Here is a 15366-nt window from a genome sequence, read left to right on the forward strand (position 1 = left end):
ATGAGTCAGGGACGAGAAGCCAAGGTATACGTCAACGGTAGTTTGGTCGGGACACATCCCGACCCCGAACAGCTCGCAGATCAGGTCCGACAGGCGCGACGCCGGGGAGACGTCTCCCAGATGGTCAACGTCTCGGTCAAGGACCGAACCGACGAGGTCATCATCAACGCCGACGCGGGCCGCGCCCGCCGACCACTCCTGGTCGTCGAAGACGGCGAACCGCTGATGTCCGACGAGGAGGTCGAGCAGGTCAAAGCGGGCGAACTCGAGTTCGAGGAACTCGTCGAGCGCGGCGTCGTCGAGTTCATCGACGCCGAGGAAGAGGAGGACATCCTCGTCGGCGTCGACGAGAGCGAACTCACCGAGAACCACACCCACCTCGAAGTCGACCCGCAACTGATGTTCGGTATCGGTGCGGGGATGATTCCGTACCCCGAGCACAACGCCAGCCCGCGGATTACGATGGGGTCGGGGATGATCAAGCAGTCGCTGGGGCTGCCGAGCGCGAACTACCGCATCCGCCCGGACACCCGCCAGCACCTCCTGCACTATCCACAGCTCTCGATGGTCAAGACCCAGACCACCGAGCAGATCGGCTACGACGACCGGCCGGCCGCACAGAACTTCGTCGTCGCCGTCATGAGCTACGAGGGGTTCAACATCGAGGACGCACTCGTGATGAACAAGGGGTCGGTCGACCGCGCACTCGCCCGGTCGCACTTCTTCCGGACCTACGAGGGCGAGGAACGTCGCTACCCCGGCGGACAGGAAGACCGCTTCGAGATGCCTGACGACGAGGTCCGTGGCGCTCGCGGCGAGGAAGCGTACACGCACTTAGACGACGACGGCCTCGTCAACCCCGAGACGGACGTCGGCGAGAACGCCGTCCTCCTCGGGAAGACGTCGCCGCCCCGGTTCCTCGAAGAACCGGACGACATGGGCGGACTCTCCCCCCAGAAACGCCGAGAGACGAGCGTCACGATGCGCTCCGGTGAGTCCGGCGTCGTCGACACCGTCACGCTCATGGAGGGCGAAGACGGCTCGAAGCTCTCGAAGGTGTCCGTGCGCGACGAGCGTATCCCCGAACTCGGGGACAAGTTCGCCAGCCGGCACGGCCAGAAGGGCGTCGTCGGTCACATCGCACCGCAGGAGGACATGCCGTTCACCGAGGAGGGCGTCGTGCCGGACCTCATCATCAACCCGCACGCGCTCCCCTCGCGCATGACCGTCGGCCACATCCTGGAGATGATTGGCGGCAAGGTCGGCGCACTCGAAGGCCGCCGTGTCGACGGCACCGCTTTCACCGGCGAGGACGAGGACGAACTCCGCGGGTCGCTCGAAGCCCACGGCTTCGACTCAAGCGGCAAGGAGACGATGTACTCCGGGGTCACTGGCGAGAAGATTGAAGCCGACATCTTCGTCGGGGACATCTTCTACCAGAAGCTCTACCACATGGTCTCGAACAAACTGCACGCCCGTTCGCGCGGGCCGGTGCAGGTGCTTACCCGCCAGCCCACCGAGGGGCGCGCCCGCGAGGGTGGCCTCCGCGTGGGTGAGATGGAACGGGACGTGCTCATCGGGCACGGCGCGGCGATGGCGCTCAAAGAGCGCTTGCTGGACGAGTCCGACCGCGAGTGGATCAACGTCTGCGGTGAGTGTGGCATGACCGCCGTCGAGAACGTCGAACAACGGCGCATCTACTGCCCGAACTGCGAGGAGGAGACGGACATCCACGAGGTAGAGATGTCCTACGCGTTCAAGCTTCTGCTCGACGAGATGAAGGCACTCGGCATCGCTCCGCGAATCGAACTGGAGGACGCAGTCTAGCATGAGTTCCCAACAGACACCACAGGAAATCGGTCAGCTCAGTTTCGGGCTGATGGACCCCGAGGAGTACCGAGAGATGTCGGCCACGAAGGTCATCACGGCCGACACCTACGACGACGACGGCTTCCCCATCGACATGGGGCTGATGGACCCGCGGCTGGGCGTCATCGACCCCGGACTGGAGTGTAAGACCTGTGGGAAACACAGCGGGTCGTGTAACGGCCACTTCGGCCACATCGAACTCGCCGCCCCGGTCATCCACGTCGGGTTCGCGAAGCTCATCCGACGGCTCCTGCGCGGTACCTGCCGTGAGTGTTCACGGCTCTGTCTCGACGAGGGCGAACGCGAGGAGTTCACCGAGCAACTCCAGCGCTCGCGTGACCTCGGTCGCGACCTCAACGACGTGACGAAGGCCGCCATCCGACAGGCTCGCAAGAAGGACCGCTGTCCGTACTGCGGCGAGAAGCAGTACGACATCAAACACGAGAAGCCGACGACCTACTACGAGGTCCAGCAGGTCCTGGCCGCGGACTACCCCGACCGCATCGCCGAGGCGATGGAGGAGTCCGACGAACGCATCGCACCGACGGACCTCGCAGAGGAGACCGGCATCGACAGCGGGCGCGTACAAGAGATTCTAAGCGGCGAGTTTCGCCCGCGACAGGACGACCGCCGCGCACTGGAGAAGGCGCTCTCGGTCGACCTGACCGAGGAGGACATGAACAAACTGATGCCCTCGGACATCCGGGACTGGTTCGAGGACATCCCGGACGAGGACATCGAGGTGCTCGGCATGAACCCCGAGCGGTCCCGCCCCGAGTGGATGATTCTGACGGTGCTGCCGGTGCCGCCGGTCACCGCTCGCCCCTCCATCACGCTCGACAACGGCCAGCGCTCCGAGGACGACCTCACCCACAAACTGGTCGACATCATCCGCATCAACCAGCGGTTCATGGAGAACCGCGAGGCCGGTGCGCCCCAACTCATCATCGAGGACCTCTGGGAACTGCTCCAGTACCACGTCACGACGTTCATGGACAACGAGATTTCGGGCACGCCGCCGGCGCGACACCGCTCCGGCCGCCCGCTGAAGACCCTCTCTCAGCGCCTCAAAGGCAAGGAAGGTCGCTTCCGTGGTTCGCTGTCCGGGAAGCGCGTCAACTTCTCTGCGCGTACCGTCATCTCGCCTGACCCGACCCTCTCGCTGAACGAGGTCGGCGTCCCCGAACGCGTCGCTCGCGAGATGACCCAGACGATGAACGTCAACGAGCGCAACCTCGACAACGCTCGTCGCTACGTCGCCAACGGCCCCGAGGGCCACCCCGGTGCCAACTACGTCCGACGACCGGACGGCCGCCGACTCAAAGTGACCGAGAAGAACTGCGAGGAACTGGCCGAGAAGGTCGAACCCGGCTGGGAAGTGTCCCGCCACCTCGTGGACGGCGACATCATCATCTTCAACCGGCAGCCGTCGCTGCACCGGATGTCCATCATGGCCCACGAAGTGGTCGTGATGCCGTACAAGACGTTCCGGCTGAACACCGTCGTCTGCCCGCCGTACAACGCCGACTTCGACGGCGACGAGATGAACATGCACGCCCTGCAAAACGAGGAGGCCCGGGCCGAGGCTCGCGTCCTCATGCGCGTGCAGGAACAGATGCTCTCGCCGCGCTTCGGTGAGAACATCATCGGCGCGATTCAGGACCACATCAGCGGGACCTATCTGCTGACTCACACCAACCCGCAGTTCAACGAGACGCAGGCGCTGGACCTCCTGCGTGCGACTCGTATCGACGAACTGCCCGAGGCAGACGGCGTCGACGACACCGGCGAGGCGTACTGGACCGGCCGCACGCTGTTCTCGGAACTGCTGCCGGACGACCTCAATCTCGAGTTTACGTCCTCGGCCGGCGACACCGTCACCATCGAGGACGGCGAGATGACCTCCGGGACCATCGACGAGGACGCCGTCGGGGCCTTCGGCGGCGAAGTCGTCGACACCATCGCGAAGGACTACTCGAAGACGCGTGCCCGCATCCTCGTCAACGAAGTGTCGGCGCTGGCGATGCGCTCTATCATGCACTTCGGGTTCTCTATCGGTATCGACGACGAGTCGATTCCGCGGCCGGCCGAAGAGCAGATCAACGACGCCATCGACAACGCCTACGACCGCGTCGAGGAACTCATCGAGACCTACGAGCGCGGTGATCTCGAATCCCTGCCGGGCCGGACCGTCGACGAGACCCTAGAGATGAAGATTATGCAGACGCTCGGCAAGGCGCGTGACTCTGCCGGTGACATCGCCGAAGACCACTTCGACGACGACAACCCGGCCGTCGTGATGGCCGAGTCCGGCGCGCGTGGGTCGATGCTGAACCTGACCCAGATGGCCGGCTGTGTCGGTCAGCAGGCAGTCCGCGGCGAGCGTATCAACCGTGGCTACGAGAACCGTACTCTCTCGCACTTCGAGGAGGGTGACCTCTCGGCGGACGCCCACGGCTTCGTGGAAGCTTCCTACCGCTCGGGCCTCTCGCCGAAGGAGTTCTTCTTCCACGCCATGGGTGGTCGCGAGGGGCTGGTCGACACGGCAGTCCGGACCTCGAAGTCCGGGTACCTCCAGCGCCGTCTCATCAACGCGCTCTCCGAACTGGAGACCCAGTACGACGGCACCGTCCGGGACACCTCGGACACTATCGTCCAGTTCGAGTTCGGCGAGGACGGCACGTCGCCGGTCGACGTCTCCTCCAGTCAGGACGAGGCCGCCGTCGACGTCGAGAAGATCGCCGACAGCGTCCTCAACGAGGAGTTCGAGAGCGAGAAACAGAAAGAGAGCTTCCTCGGGCAGCGCACCGAGCGGACAAACCTCTCGGAACACGCCGACGACTGGTGGATGGCCGAGGGTGATGACTAACCATGGTATCCGAAGACATCGAGGCCGTCGTCGAGGACACTGAACTCCCGCGACGGCTGAAAGACGACGTGTACAGCACGATAGAAGCCAAGGGCGTCGGCGTCGAGGACGCCGACCGAATCGCGAAGGCCGTCGAGTCCCGCTACATGGACACGCGTGTCGACCCGCTCGACCCGGTCGGGACCGTCTCGGCCCAGTCCATCGGGGAACCGGGGACCCAGATGACGATGAACACGTTCCACTACGCGGGGGTCGCCGAAATCGACGTCACGCAGGGGCTGCCGCGCCTCATCGAACTGGTGGACGCCCGGAAGACGCCTGACACGCCGATGATGACCGTCCATCTGGACGAGGAGTACGCCGACGACCGCGAGCGCGCACACGAGGTCGTCTGGAAGATAGAGGCCACGCGCATCCTCGCGCTGGGTGACATCTCGACGAACGTCGCGGACATGCTCGTCCAGATCGACCTGAACGAGGACACGCTGCTGGAACGCTGGCCGACCGTGAACGACACGGAGGCCATCGCCGAGGAGATAGCCGAGACTATCGAGTCGAATCTCAGCGTCCAGACCCGGCAGGCCGGCACCGTCATCGAGTTCGGCCCCGAGGAGCCGAGCTACCGGGACCTCCTCCAACTGGTCGAGGAACTGCGCGACATCGTCTTCAAGGGCATCGAGGAGATCTCCCGCGTCGTCATCCGCAAGGAGGAGACCGACAACGGTGAGGAGTTCGTCCTCTACACCGAGGGGTCGGACTTCGGCGAGGTGCTTGGCATCGAGGGCGTCGACGCCTCCCGCACCACGTGTAACAACATCCACGAGATATACCGGAGCCTCGGCGTCGAAGCGGCCCGCGAGACGCTCATCAACGAGACGATGAACACCCTCGAAGAGCAGGGGCTGGACGACGTGAACGTCCGGCACCTGATGCTGGTCGCGGACATCATGACCAACGAGGGGACTATCGAGTCCATCGGCCGCCACGGAATCAGCGGGTCGAAAGACTCCGTGCTCGCGCGTGCGGCGTTCGAGGTCACCGTCAACCACCTGCTCGACGCCGCCATCCACGGCGAAGTCGACGAACTCGACGGCGTCACCGAGAACGTCATCGTCGGCAAGCCCATCAAACTGGGCACCGGCGACGTCGACCTCCGCATGGGCACCAGTCAGGACTGATGCGGGTCGAAATCTCGGACGAAGCGCGCCGACTGGTCGCCCTCTTCGAGGACGAGGCCGACGTCACCGTCCGGGATTGCGTCGTCGACGAGGACCACGACCAGATCGTCTACCTCGTCAAACACGGCCAGATGGCCGACGCCATCGGCCCCGGCGGGCAGACGGTCGAAGCCGTCGAAGAGCAACTCGGTCGCGACGTGAAACTGGTCGAGGACGCCGAGACGGCGGAGAACTTCGTCGCGAACGCGCTGGCTCCGGCGGCGGTGTACAACGTCACCGTCTCGGAGAACGACGACACCGTCGCCTACGTCGAGGTCGCACAGGAGGACCGCGGCGCGGCCATCGGTCGTGAGGGTCGCAACATCGACGCCGCACGGATGCTTGCGAAACGGCATTTCGAGATCGACGGCATCGAACTGACCTGAGCGACGCCCGGTTCTTTTAGTCGTCGCCCTCGCCGTCGGCGGCGACGTCGGGGTCAAACACGTCGGTATCGCTCCCGTGGTGTTGCCCGGTCTCGACGTCGAACTGCGTGAGGAGTTCACGGAGGTCCGTCGCCTGTGCCGACAGCGATTCGATGCTCGTGGTCACTTCGTTGATTGTCGCGGTCTGTTCTTCTGCGGCGGCAGCGACGTCCTCGGCCTGACTGGCGGTCTCTTCGCTGATGGAGCCGACTTCGTCGACCATCGCGACCGTCTCCTCGGTGGCGCTGGCCTGTTCGTCGGTCGCGTCGTTGATGGACTGGATGCCGTCGTTGACGTTCTCGACCCGGTCGACGATGGTCTCCAGCGATTCGATGGCGTCGTCTACGGTGTCGATGCCCTCGGTGATGCTGTCGCCCATCTCCCGGATGTCCGAGACGGCCTCGTCGGTCGAGTCCTGCACGTCGGTGATGACCGCAGACACCTCGTCGGTGGCCTCGCCGGTCTCTTCGGCGAGTTGCTTTATCTCGTCGGCGACGACGGCGAACCCGGACCCGGCCTCGCCGGCGCGGGCGGCCTCGATAGAGGCGTTCAGCGCGAGCATGTTCGTCTGCTCGGCGATGTCGTCGATGAGGTCGACCACCTCGCCGATGTGGGCCATCTCCTCGTCGAGTGCCTCCACGCGGGCGATCGTCTCGTCGGCCCGGCGCTCGATGTCGTTCATGACCGACATGGCCTCGCCGGCACGTTCGCTCCCGGTCTCACCGACGTCGGCGGCCTCCTCGGTGGTGCCGGCCACCTCGTTGGCCTGTGCGGCGACCTCCTCGATGGTCGCAGAGAGGTTCGACATCTCGTCGGCGGCCTGCTGGAGGTTCTCGTGTTGGCGGTCGGCCCCGCCTGCGATCTCCTGAACGGACTCGCTGACTTCCTCGCTCGCGTCCCGAACCTCGGTGGCGCTCGCCGTTATCTGGTCGGCGGAACCGTCGACCTCGGTAGCGAACTCCCGGATGTGGACGACGGTCTGGCTCAGCTCGGTGAGCATGTCGTTGAACGCCCGCGCTATCTCGTCCATCGCATCGGTGCCCGTCTCGGTGTCGAGGCGCTGGCTCAGGTCGCCGTCGGCGGCCCGGCGCATCACGGCCGAGAACTCCTCGGCTTGCTGTTCCAGCGAGTTCGCCAGTTCTTCGGCCTCCCGCTGTGCATCCTCGGCGTCGGCCTTCGCGTCTTCTATCTCCGAGATGAACCGCTGGAGGTCGGTCCGCATCGCGTCCAGGGACTCCCCGAGGCGTCCCGGAACGTCTTCTTCGAGGACCGGGTCGTCGAACTCCTGTCTGGAGAGTGCGTCGGCCTGCGAGGCGACGGTCCCCAGATAGGACTGGATGTCGGTAAACGCCCGCTCGACCTGCCCGATTTCGTCGAGTCGGTCGCTCGTCTCGCTGCCCTCGTTGATACGACCGGCGGCCAACGCCTCGGCGCGGTCGGCGACCCGGGTCAGCGAGCGTCGGATGTCGCGGCCGACGAACGCTCCGAAGACGACGAATCCGACCAGCGCGAGGCCGATAAGCGCGAACAGATCTCGCTCGACCTGGTTACGGAGGGCGTAGACGTTCCCCGTCGGCGCGCTCTTGACGACGACCCAGTTGGTCCCCTCGACGGGAGCATAGCTCAGCACCGACTCGTCCGTCTGAACGATGCCGCTGGTGCCGTTGGCAGCGGCCGTGACGGCCGCCGATTCGGACGGACCGTCGTAGAAACCGAATATCTGGGACACGTTGTCCGCGAAGACGATTTCGTTCCGACCGCTGGTCGACTCGACGACGTACGTCTCGCTCCCCTCGATGGAGTTACTGAACGCTTGTGACCGCTTGCTCACGTTGTAGAAGACGACGGTGTGAGACTCGCTCTCTGGGATGGTGCTCGCGAACGCGATGTAGAAGTGACCGTCGTAGCGGAACACGCGCGACCGGGCGACGTCGTCGGCGTCCTCGAACGTGAGCACGCCCCGATGCCACGCGATGCCGAAGTCGCTCAGCGTCTGGTCGCGGTAGGCGTTGACCGTGCTTCGCTCGATGCGGTTGGTCGCCGACGAGACGTAGTTGATAGCGTGGACGGAGCCATCGAGACGTTGCTTTTCGTTCTCGAAGGTTCCCTGTGCTCGCGTCGCGGTCGCGCCGGCGACGTAGTAGTGATTCGAGAGGAGCCTCGTCGTCCGTTTCTGTCGTTCGAGCCAGTCGGACATCGACTGGGCCTCTTGTTGTGTCGTCGTCGAGAGTTCGCCTTCGCGTTGCTCGGTGAGTTCGGCGGCGATGGTGCTCTGGGCGACGAGGCCGGCGCTCGTGACCACCACCGCGATGACGGCGACGGCGAGTGCGAACTTCCGGAGGTAGCTCTGCCGAACGGCGTCAGGGAGGAGTTTCGCACTATTCATGGGTCTGTGTCGGATTCTTTTGCGGCCATATTCGGTCGTGTACGTTGCCCCTACTTTCCTAAAGGGAATTGTAAAGGCTACTCCCCGGTTATCAACAACAAATATCGGGGCTGACGATGTGACCGGTTCACGTGGGGGAGACCGCCTCAGGCGGGCGGTACGGCGCCGACAAAAGAGGAGTCTTAAGTACCTCGGCAGGATAACGATGCCTACTATGGCAAACGGCAAATACGCCGCGCGCAAACTCAAGAAGGACCGCCAGAAGCACCGGTGGTCCGACTCTGACTACGCGCGCCGCGAACGCGGACTCGGCAAGAAGTCCGACCCGCTCGAGGGCGCGCCGCAGGGTCGAGGCATCGTACTGGAGAAGGTGGGCATCGAAGCGAAACAGCCCAACTCAGCGATTCGGAAATGTGTGCGTGTTCAGCTCATCAAGAACGGCAAGCAGGTCACTGCGTTCTGTCCCGGTGACGGCGCTATCTCCTTCATCGACGAGCACGACGAGGTCACCATCGCCGGTATCGGTGGGGCGAAGGGTCGTGCGATGGGCGACCTCTCCGGTGTCAACTACAAGGTCGAGAAGGTCAACGGCGTCTCCATGATCGAACTCGTCCGCGGCAACGCCGAGAAACCGGTCCGATAATCATGAGCGAGGAAGAACAACCCGAACCCGACGCACCCGCCGGCACAGACGAGGAAGAGACGGCCCGCGCCGAACTGTTCGGTACGTGGTCGGTCACCGACATCGAGTACACCGACCCCTCGACCGAGCGCTACATCACCGTGACGCCCATCGCCCACACGATGGGTCGCCACGCGGACAAGCAGTTCAAGAAGTCCGAGATCAGCGTCGTCGAGCGTCTCATCAACCGTCTGATGCAGACCGACGAGAACACGGGCAAGAAGCAGCTCGCTACCTCCATCGTGCAGGACGCCTTCGACATCGTCCACGAGCGCACCGAGGAGAACCCCGTGCAGGTGCTCGTCCGCGCTGTCGAGAACAGCGCCCCCCGAGAGGAGACCGTCCGCCTGAAGTACGGTGGCATCTCCGTCCCGAAGGCCGTCGACGTCGCCCCCCAGCGCCGCGTCGATCAGGCCCTGAAGTACCTCTCCGAGGGCGTCTACGGGAGCACGTACAAGACGACCACCAGCGCTGCCGAGGCACTCGCCCAGCAGCTCATCGGTGCCGCCAACGACGACGTCCAGACGTACGCCGTCAACCAGAAAGAGGAAAAAGAGCGCGTCGCGGCCGCCGCTCGCTAATCTGACCGACTGTCTTTCTCGATTTTCTCGCCCGCTCAGCCGCGGCGTCGCCGTCTGGCTCGTCGGTTCGCTGGTCGGTCCGAGACGCGCCGACCGCCAGCACGAGGCCGTCAACCGTCGGTTATATTCTGGTTGACGAGAGAGGATAGCGCATGTCACAACAGCACGAGTCGGTCGAACTGGTGGGCGAGGAGACGGTCAAGCACTTCACGAAAGCTGTCCTCGTCGCAGCGCTGACGGCGGCGCTCTCCCAGGTGTCGATACCGATTCCGGGGACGCTGCCACCGTTCTCGCTCCAGCCGTTCGGGATGTTCTTCGCGGGCCTCCTCCTCGGACCGCTCTGGGGCGGGTTCGCGCTGACGCTGTACATCCTCGTCGGTATCGCCGGGGTGCCGGTGTTCTCGAACGGCAATGCCGGACTGGGTTACGTCCTCGTCGGACAGGGAACCGGCGGCTTCCTCGTCGGCTTTCTCGTCGGCGCCGTCGTCGCCGGTGCCATCGTCCACCGGGGCGTCGAACCGCGTTCCCTCTCTTCGGTGTCCGTTCTCGTTCAAGTCACGGGCCTGTTCGCGTCGCTCGTCGTCGTCTACGCCATCGGTGTCCCGTGGCTCTCCGCTGTCACCGGTCTCCCGCTCCCGCGTGCCGCCGGGGTGATGGCGCCGTACGTCCCGCTCGACCTGCTGAAACTCGGTATCGCCGTCGCCATCGTCGAGGGTGGCTACCTCGTACGGCGATGATAACGGTTCGGGACCTCACCTTCCGGTACGACGACCGGGTCGTCCTCGACGACGTGTCGCTCTCGATTCCCGAGGGCCAGTTCTGTCTGCTCGTCGGCCCCAACGGGAGCGGGAAGACGACGCTCGTCCGCCACCTGAACGCGCTGTTGACTCCCGACAGCGGGGCGGTCGAAGTCGACGGGACCGACGTGAGCGAGGCGCCGGTAGTCGCACGGACGACGGTTGGCATGGTGTTCCAGCATCCTCGCGACCAGTTCGTCGCGGCGACGGTCGGCGCCGACGTGGCCTTCGGTCCGGAGAACCTCGGCCTCGACAGAGTCGAGATAGACAGGCGCGTCGAGGACGCGCTCGCGGCCGTGGGGCTGGACGGCCGGGCCGACGAACGACTCGACGAACTCTCCGGCGGCGAACAGGCGCGTGCGGCCATCGCGGGCGCGCTCGCGATGGAACCAGACTATCTCGTGTTGGACGAACCGTTGGCGGGGCTGGACTGGCCGGCCCGTGAGCGCGTCCTCTCGCATCTCGATTCGCTCTACGCCGACGGTACCGCGCTCCTCGTCGTGACCCACGACCTGCGTGACCTCCACGAACGGGCCGACCGCGTCGTCGGGATGCGGGCGGGACGGGTCGTCCTCGACGACCACCCCGAGACGGCGCTCGATGGCGTCACCGACCTCGGCGTGCGTGACCCGCGATGCTGAGCTACCGACCCGGCGATACGTTCGCCCATCGGCTGGACCCCCGGTCGAAACTGCTGGTCCAGTTCGGCCTCGCCGTCGCCGTCGTCGCCCACCCGACGGTGCCGTGGCTCGCCGGCGCGACGGTGCTGGGCCTGCTAGCGGCCGCGACGGCGAGACTCTCGCCGCTGGCCGTCGTCCGGTCGTACCGGGTCGTCCTCGTGGTGCTGGCACTCGCGCCGCTGCTCGCCGGCGTCACGCTGGGGCCGCCGTGGTTTCGGGTCGACCCGGCGCTTCGCTCGGCACGTCTCGTCGCTCGGGTCGTTCCCGTCCTGTTCGTAAGCTCCGCCTACCTGCGGAGTACGCCGGTCCGGGAGACGCGTGCGGCGGTCCAGCGTCTCGTCCCGGGGAAAGCCGGGCAGTTGCTCGGCGTCGGCACGGCGCTGGTCGTTCGGCTCTTTCCCGTCGTCCTCGTCGACGTTCGCGAGATTCGCGACGCGATACGGGCCCGCGGTGGCGAGCGTCGCCCGCCGTGGGAGCGGGCGCGATTGCTCGTCGTCCGGTCCCTAGAGCGGACGCTTGCCCGCTCTGACCGACTCGGCGTCGCGCTCCGGGCGCGCTGTTTCGCGTGGAACCCGACGCTCCCGCCCCTCGCGTTCGCTCGGGCCGACTACCCGGTGCTGGCGCTGGGGCTGGCACTGACGCTCTCGCCGGTGCTGACTCTCTTCTAGTCGGCGGCGCGACCGCTCTCGTCGCTGGCGTACGCTCTGGTCACGTCGACCAGCGCCTTGCGGAACTCCGACTCGTCGGGGTCCGGCGCGAGCGACTCGAAATGGCGCTTGAACTCCACGAGGTCGACGTCGGCGGCGTCGTGTGCGGCCGCGTGCGCGAGGTCGTACAGTCGGTGGCCGTCGGCCACGAGGCCGTGGCGCTCACAGAGTGCCAGCGCGAAGGCGGCATTGACCGCCGTGATGTCCGGGTCCGCGGCAGGCGTGAGACGGGTCGCTGCATCGCTCGCTCGCCGATGCCGGGGTGGGGCGGCCATACTCCCCCACCCGCGCATCTCGGCCGGGCGGTCGGCGACTGCGGCCGCCAGACTCGCCTCGAGGAAGCCGACGAGTTTGTCGCCCGGCGCCATCGCCATCCAGACGTCGTCGGCGTAGACGTCTTTCATGTGGTTCGCGATCTGATAACAGTGAATCAGTTTCCGCCGTTCGACCGAGCGTCCGGCGAGTGCGAGGTAGATGGCCTCCTCGGTCGATTGCGTGTGTGAGGGATGGCCCCGTTCGTAGTGGTGCATGTGTGCGAACTCGTGGAGTGCGAGTTCGCGGGCCATCGCACTCGTCGCGGCCTTCCGTGAGATCGTCAGTCGGTGGCTGTCGTCGTCGTGACTCACGCGGGTCCGTTCGTCCGGGTCCGCTTCCACCCGTACTGTCACCGGGCGGTCGAGGTCGTACTCGGTCGAGAAGAGGTCCCGCGCGCTGAGAAACGGTTCCGCCGGCCCACTCCGTACGTGGACATCCATGTGTGTTGTTCACACTCGTCGAGAACGTATGGCTCTTGTGGCGGTCTGCACACCGTTTTTCCCTATCCGGGCGCTCGGCTTGGCGGTCCGACGTCCCTCCCGTCTCCCGAGTACTACGTTCGCGTGCGAATAGCACGCTCACACGGAAACACTATCCTTTTGACCCTCCTGTGGATACGCTTCTGTATAATGGGCCGACGTAAGAAAATCGTTCAAGAATGTGAGACACTGATGGACGACCCGGAGCACATCCGGAACATCGCCATCGCCGCTCACGTCGACCACGGCAAGACGACGCTGACGGACAACCTGCTCGCCGGTGCGGGCATGATCTCCGACGACACGGCCGGTCAGCAGCTGGCCATGGACACGGAGGAAGACGAGCAGGAACGTGGGATCACCATCGACGCCGCGAACGTCTCGATGACCCACGAGTACGAGGACCAGAACCACCTCATCAACCTCATCGACACCCCCGGCCACGTCGACTTCGGTGGCGACGTGACCCGTGCGATGCGTGCCGTCGACGGCGCGCTCGTCGTGGTAGACGCCGTCGAAGGCGCCATGCCCCAGACGGAGACGGTGCTCCGGCAGGCACTCCGCGAGGGCGTCAAGCCGACGCTGTTCATCAACAAGGTCGACCGCCTCATCTCCGAACTGCAGGAAGGTCCCGAAGAGATGCAACAGCGTCTTCTCGCGGTCATCCAGGACGTCAACGAGCTCATCCGCGGGATGACCGAGGAGATGGACGACGTCGAGGACTGGACGGTCTCCGTCGAGGAGGGGACTGTCGGCTTCGGGTCCGCCCTCTACAAGTGGGGCGTCTCGATGCCGTCGATGCAGCGCACCGGGATGGACTTCGGTGAGATCATGGAACTGGAGCGCAACGACAAGCGCCAGGAGCTCCACGAGCGCACGCCGCTGTCGGACGTCGTACTCGACATGGTCTGTGAGCACTTCCCGAACCCCGTCGACGCCCAGCCGATGCGTATCCCGCGCATCTGGCGTGGTGACGCCGAGTCCGAACTCGCCGAGCAGATGCGACTGGTCGACGAGGACGGCGAGGTCGTCCTGATGGTCACCGACATCGGCGTCGACCCCCACGCCGGCGAGATCGCCGCCGGCCGCGTCTTCTCCGGCACGCTGGAGAAAGGCCAGGAGCTGTACGTCTCCGGGACCGCGGGCAAGAACCGCATCCAGAGCGTCGGCATCTACATGGGTGGCGAGCGCGAGGAAGTCGAGCGAGTACCCGCCGGCAACATCGCCGCCGTCACCGGTCTGAAGGACGCCATCGCCGGCTCCACGGTGTCCTCCGTCGAGATGACCCCCTTCGAGTCCATCGAACACATCTCGGAGCCGGTCATCACGAAGTCCGTCGAGGCACAGAACATGGACGACCTGCCGAAGCTCATCCAGACGCTCCAGCAGGTCGCGAAGGAGGACCCGACCATCCAGATCGAGATCAACGAGGACACCGGCGAACACCTCATCTCCGGGCAGGGCGAACTCCACCTCGAGGTCATCGGGCAGCGTATCGAGCGCAACCAGGGTATCCCCATCAACACCGGGGAACCGATCGTCGTCTATCGCGAGGCTCCCCAGAGCGAGTCCCGCGAGGTCGAGGGTCGCTCGCCGAACAACCACAACCGGTTCTACATCACCGTCGAACCGCTCAGCGACGACATCGTCGAGACCATCAAGCTCGGCGAGGCTTCGATGGACATGCCCGAACTGGAGCGCCGCGAGGCGCTGCAGGAGGCCGGCATGGACAAGGACGACTCCCAGAACATCGAGCACATCCACGGGACCAACATCCTGCTCGACGAGACGAAGGGTATCCAGCACCTCAACGAGACGATGGAACTGGTCATCGAGGGGCTCGAAGAGGCCCTCGATGACGGTCCCCTCGCCGCGGAGCCGGTCCAGGGGTCGCTCCTGCGTCTCCACGACGCCCGTCTCCACGAGGACGCCATCCACCGCGGTCCGGCCCAGGTCATCCCGGCCGTGCGTGAGGCCGTCCACAACGCCCTCATCGACGCGGACATCAAACTGCTGGAGCCGATTCAGCAGGTCCGCATCGACGTCCCCAACGAACACATGGGCGCCGCCTCCGGCGAGATTCAGGGTCGCCGTGGCCGCGTCGACGACATGTACCAGGAAGGGGACCTGATGGTCGTCGAGGGCGTCGCGCCCGTCGACGAGATGATCGGGTTCTCCTCTGACATCCGCTCGGCCACCGAGGGTCGTGCCTCCTGGAACACGGAGAACGCCGGCTTCCAGGTCATGGCCGACAACCTCCAGCCCGAGAAGATCACCGAGATTCGAGAGCGCAAGGGCATGAAGACGGAACTGCCCGCCGCTATCGACTACTTCTAACCTGTTCGCGAGACGGCCGCGC

Annotated in this window: 12 protein-coding genes; 10 read left to right on the top strand and 2 right to left on the bottom strand. The window is 65.3% G+C overall.

The window, feature by feature from the left end:
• Genes rpoB through G9465_RS05325 form a run of 4 tightly spaced genes read left to right on the top strand, consistent with a single transcriptional unit; the run spans position 1 to position 6341 of the window.
• Positions 1 to 1827, top strand: a complete 1827-nt coding sequence (gene rpoB / locus G9465_RS05310) for a DNA-directed RNA polymerase subunit B (RefSeq protein ID WP_166968173.1) — start codon at positions 1 to 3, stop codon at positions 1825 to 1827.
• Position 1828: 1 nt separating this feature from the next.
• Positions 1829 to 4738, top strand: coding sequence for a DNA-directed RNA polymerase subunit A' (locus G9465_RS05315; protein WP_166968174.1), 2910 nt, complete (start codon positions 1829 to 1831; stop codon positions 4736 to 4738).
• Between the two features lie 2 nt (positions 4739 to 4740).
• Positions 4741 to 5916, top strand: coding sequence for a DNA-directed RNA polymerase subunit A'' (gene rpoA2 / locus G9465_RS05320; RefSeq protein ID WP_166968175.1), 1176 nt, complete (start codon positions 4741 to 4743; stop codon positions 5914 to 5916).
• Positions 5916 to 6341, top strand: coding sequence for a NusA-like transcription termination signal-binding factor (locus G9465_RS05325; RefSeq protein WP_166968176.1), 426 nt, complete (start codon positions 5916 to 5918; stop codon positions 6339 to 6341). The genes rpoA2 and G9465_RS05325 overlap by 1 nt, the downstream gene beginning before the upstream one ends.
• Positions 6342 to 6357: 16 nt before the next feature.
• Here G9465_RS05325 and G9465_RS05330 read toward each other — a convergent pair whose 3' ends face one another.
• Positions 6358 to 8766, bottom strand: coding sequence for a methyl-accepting chemotaxis protein (locus tag G9465_RS05330; RefSeq protein ID WP_166968177.1), 2409 nt, complete (start codon positions 8764 to 8766; stop codon positions 6358 to 6360).
• A gap of 214 nt (positions 8767 to 8980) precedes the next feature.
• Between G9465_RS05330 and G9465_RS05335 the strand changes: the two genes are divergently transcribed.
• The 5 genes from G9465_RS05335 (at position 8981) to G9465_RS05355 (ending at position 12174) form a co-directional block, all read left to right on the top strand.
• Complete coding sequence (locus G9465_RS05335) at positions 8981 to 9409, top strand: 30S ribosomal protein S12 (RefSeq protein ID WP_135305350.1); 429 nt, start codon at positions 8981 to 8983, stop codon at positions 9407 to 9409.
• A gap of 2 nt (positions 9410 to 9411) precedes the next feature.
• Positions 9412 to 10029, top strand: coding sequence for a 30S ribosomal protein S7 (locus G9465_RS05340; RefSeq protein WP_166968178.1), 618 nt, complete (start codon positions 9412 to 9414; stop codon positions 10027 to 10029).
• A 152-nt stretch (positions 10030 to 10181) separates the two neighbouring features.
• Positions 10182 to 10766 (top strand): biotin transporter BioY, encoded by a 585-nt coding sequence (locus G9465_RS05345; RefSeq protein WP_166968179.1) that lies wholly within the window; start codon positions 10182 to 10184, stop codon positions 10764 to 10766.
• Complete coding sequence (locus G9465_RS05350) at positions 10763 to 11467, top strand: energy-coupling factor ABC transporter ATP-binding protein (RefSeq protein ID WP_166968180.1); 705 nt, start codon at positions 10763 to 10765, stop codon at positions 11465 to 11467. Before G9465_RS05345 ends, G9465_RS05350 begins: the two co-directional genes overlap by 4 nt.
• Positions 11461 to 12174: an energy-coupling factor transporter transmembrane protein EcfT gene (locus G9465_RS05355; protein ID WP_166968181.1), complete on the top strand. Its 714-nt coding sequence runs from the start codon at positions 11461 to 11463 to the stop codon at positions 12172 to 12174. The genes G9465_RS05350 and G9465_RS05355 overlap by 7 nt, the downstream gene beginning before the upstream one ends.
• Here the strand turns inward: G9465_RS05355 and G9465_RS05360 are convergent.
• Positions 12171 to 12968, bottom strand: coding sequence for a DUF5781 family protein (locus tag G9465_RS05360; RefSeq protein WP_166968182.1), 798 nt, complete (start codon positions 12966 to 12968; stop codon positions 12171 to 12173). The two genes, G9465_RS05355 and G9465_RS05360, sit on opposite strands and share 4 nt — an antisense overlap.
• A 189-nt stretch (positions 12969 to 13157) precedes the next feature.
• Between G9465_RS05360 and G9465_RS05365 the strand changes: the two genes are divergently transcribed.
• Complete coding sequence (locus G9465_RS05365) at positions 13158 to 15344, top strand: elongation factor EF-2 (protein WP_166968183.1); 2187 nt, start codon at positions 13158 to 13160, stop codon at positions 15342 to 15344.
• Positions 15345 to 15366: the final 22 nt, after the last annotated feature.

Source organism: Haloarcula sp. JP-L23, from assembly GCF_011602445.1.
GTDB classification, from domain to species: Archaea; Halobacteriota; Halobacteria; order Halobacteriales; family Haloarculaceae; genus Haloarcula; species Haloarcula pellucida.

Coding starts and splice junctions, on each gene's coding strand:
- rpoB (WP_166968173.1), top strand. CDS start 1: ATGAGTCAGGGACGAGAAGCCAAGGTATACGTCAACGGTAGTTTGGTC.
- G9465_RS05315 (WP_166968174.1), top strand. CDS start 1,829: ATGAGTTCCCAACAGACACCACAGGAAATCGGTCAGCTCAGTTTCGGG.
- rpoA2 (WP_166968175.1), top strand. CDS start 4,741: ATGGTATCCGAAGACATCGAGGCCGTCGTCGAGGACACTGAACTCCCG.
- G9465_RS05325 (WP_166968176.1), top strand. CDS start 5,916: ATGCGGGTCGAAATCTCGGACGAAGCGCGCCGACTGGTCGCCCTCTTC.
- G9465_RS05330 (WP_166968177.1), bottom strand. CDS start 8,766: ATGAATAGTGCGAAACTCCTCCCTGACGCCGTTCGGCAGAGCTACCTC.
- G9465_RS05335 (WP_135305350.1), top strand. CDS start 8,981: ATGGCAAACGGCAAATACGCCGCGCGCAAACTCAAGAAGGACCGCCAG.
- G9465_RS05340 (WP_166968178.1), top strand. CDS start 9,412: ATGAGCGAGGAAGAACAACCCGAACCCGACGCACCCGCCGGCACAGAC.
- G9465_RS05345 (WP_166968179.1), top strand. CDS start 10,182: ATGTCACAACAGCACGAGTCGGTCGAACTGGTGGGCGAGGAGACGGTC.
- G9465_RS05350 (WP_166968180.1), top strand. CDS start 10,763: ATGATAACGGTTCGGGACCTCACCTTCCGGTACGACGACCGGGTCGTC.
- G9465_RS05355 (WP_166968181.1), top strand. CDS start 11,461: ATGCTGAGCTACCGACCCGGCGATACGTTCGCCCATCGGCTGGACCCC.
- G9465_RS05360 (WP_166968182.1), bottom strand. CDS start 12,968: ATGGATGTCCACGTACGGAGTGGGCCGGCGGAACCGTTTCTCAGCGCG.
- G9465_RS05365 (WP_166968183.1), top strand. CDS start 13,158: ATGGGCCGACGTAAGAAAATCGTTCAAGAATGTGAGACACTGATGGAC.